This window comes from Paraburkholderia sp. Cpub6 (assembly GCF_014201065.1).
GTDB lineage: Bacteria > Pseudomonadota > Gammaproteobacteria > Burkholderiales > Burkholderiaceae > Paraburkholderia > Paraburkholderia tuberum.
Map to the genome: position 1 here is coordinate 1 of NZ_JACHDM010000087.1, position 1413 is coordinate 1413.

General features: G+C 58.9%; 2 protein-coding genes. Both read left to right on the top strand.

From position 1 onward, the window contains the following. Positions 1-84: 84 nt before the first annotated feature. Positions 85-1179 carry an IS630 family transposase gene (locus tag HDG33_RS36805; RefSeq protein WP_026226240.1) on the top strand — a complete coding sequence of 365 codons (1095 nt, stop codon included), beginning with the start codon at positions 85-87 and terminating at the stop codon, positions 1177-1179. Beyond that, positions 1176-1413 (top strand): DUF6429 family protein (locus tag HDG33_RS36810; protein ID WP_184041221.1); only part of this gene is annotated, 238 nt, incomplete at its 3' end. The genes HDG33_RS36805 and HDG33_RS36810, both read left to right, overlap by 4 nt.

Genomic DNA, 1413 nt, shown 5'->3' on the forward strand with positions numbered 1-1413 from the left:
CTAGTGTCGTGAGTTAAAAATTCATTGAAATATGTTCGCTGCGTACTAAAGTGTCTTGTGTAGCACTGGTATGAGGACGTGGCGATGAGCGGAAGACCTAAGGCGGAGCTTGTGCTGAGCGAATCGGAGCACGAACAGCTTAAGGCGTTGACGATGCGACGCAAGACAGCGCAGGCGTTGGCTTTGCGAGCGCGCATCGTGCTGGCCTGTGCCGATGGCATGGACAACCGGATGGTCGCAAAGGCACAGCGTGTAAGTCAGCAGACTGTTTGCAAGTGGCGCGCGCGCTTCGTTGCAGACCGTCTGGATGGATTGCTCGACGCGCCGCGCCCGGGCGCGCCCCGAACGATCGATGATTCGCGCGTCGACGCAGTGATCGCGAAGACGCTCGAGTCTGTCCCTGCGGTGGCCACGCACTGGAGCACGCGTACGATGGCGCGCGAGATGAACCTCTCGCAAACGGCAGTGACCCGGATCTGGCGAGCTTTCGGGTTGCAGCCGCACCGGCAGGAGACCTTCAAACTTTCCAGCGATCCGCTGTTTGTCGACAAGGTTCGCGATATCGTCGGGCTTTACCTCGATCCGCCGCTCAAGGCCATGGTGTTGTGCGTGGACGAGAAGAGCCAGATCCAGGCGCTGGACCGCACGCAGCCCATCCTGCCGTTGGCACCGGGCATTCCCGAGCGGCGCACCCATGATTACATGCGTCACGGCACGACCACGCTGTTCGCGGCATTGGACATCGCCACCGGTGAAGTGATCGGGGAGTTGCACCGACGCCATCGCAGCAGCGAATTTCTGCAGTTCCTGCGCACGATCGAAGCCAACGTTCCGCAGTCGCTGGATGTGCATCTGGTGATGGATAATTACGGCACGCATAAGACGCCCTCGATCAAGGCGTGGTTCGCTCGCCATCCTCGCTTCCATGTTCATTTCACGCCGACCTCGGCGTCGTGGCTCAATCAGGTTGAACGATGGTTCGCCACGCTCACAGAGAAGTACCTTCGACGCGGCACGCATCGTTCGACACGCCAACTCGAAGACGCCATCCGCCATTACCTTGAAGGCTACAACGCAAATCCCCATCCCTTCGCCTGGAGCAAGTCGGCCGATGAGATCCTGACCAGCCTTGAACGGTTTTGCGTGCGGGTCCAGAAGGTCGAAGGACGCGCGCGATGAACATCAATACCGACGCGATCGACGAAGTCGCCCTCGCACTTCTTTACCTGACCCTGCACGATCACAACCGGGCATGGAAGGGCTTCGACTGGGATGTGCTGAATCGGCTCTACGAACGAGGCCTCATTGGCGACCCGGTTAATAAAACGAAGTCTGTCATCTTCACCGAAGAAGGATTACGTGAGTCCGAGCGGCTCTTTAAGCAGCACTTCGTCATCGCTGACAGTACAGGAC

Bases quoted from the DNA above. Each gene is read 5' to 3' on its own strand.
- HDG33_RS36805 (WP_026226240.1), top strand. From the start codon at position 85: ATGAGCGGAAGACCTAAGGCGGAGCTTGTGCTGAGCGAATCGGAGCAC.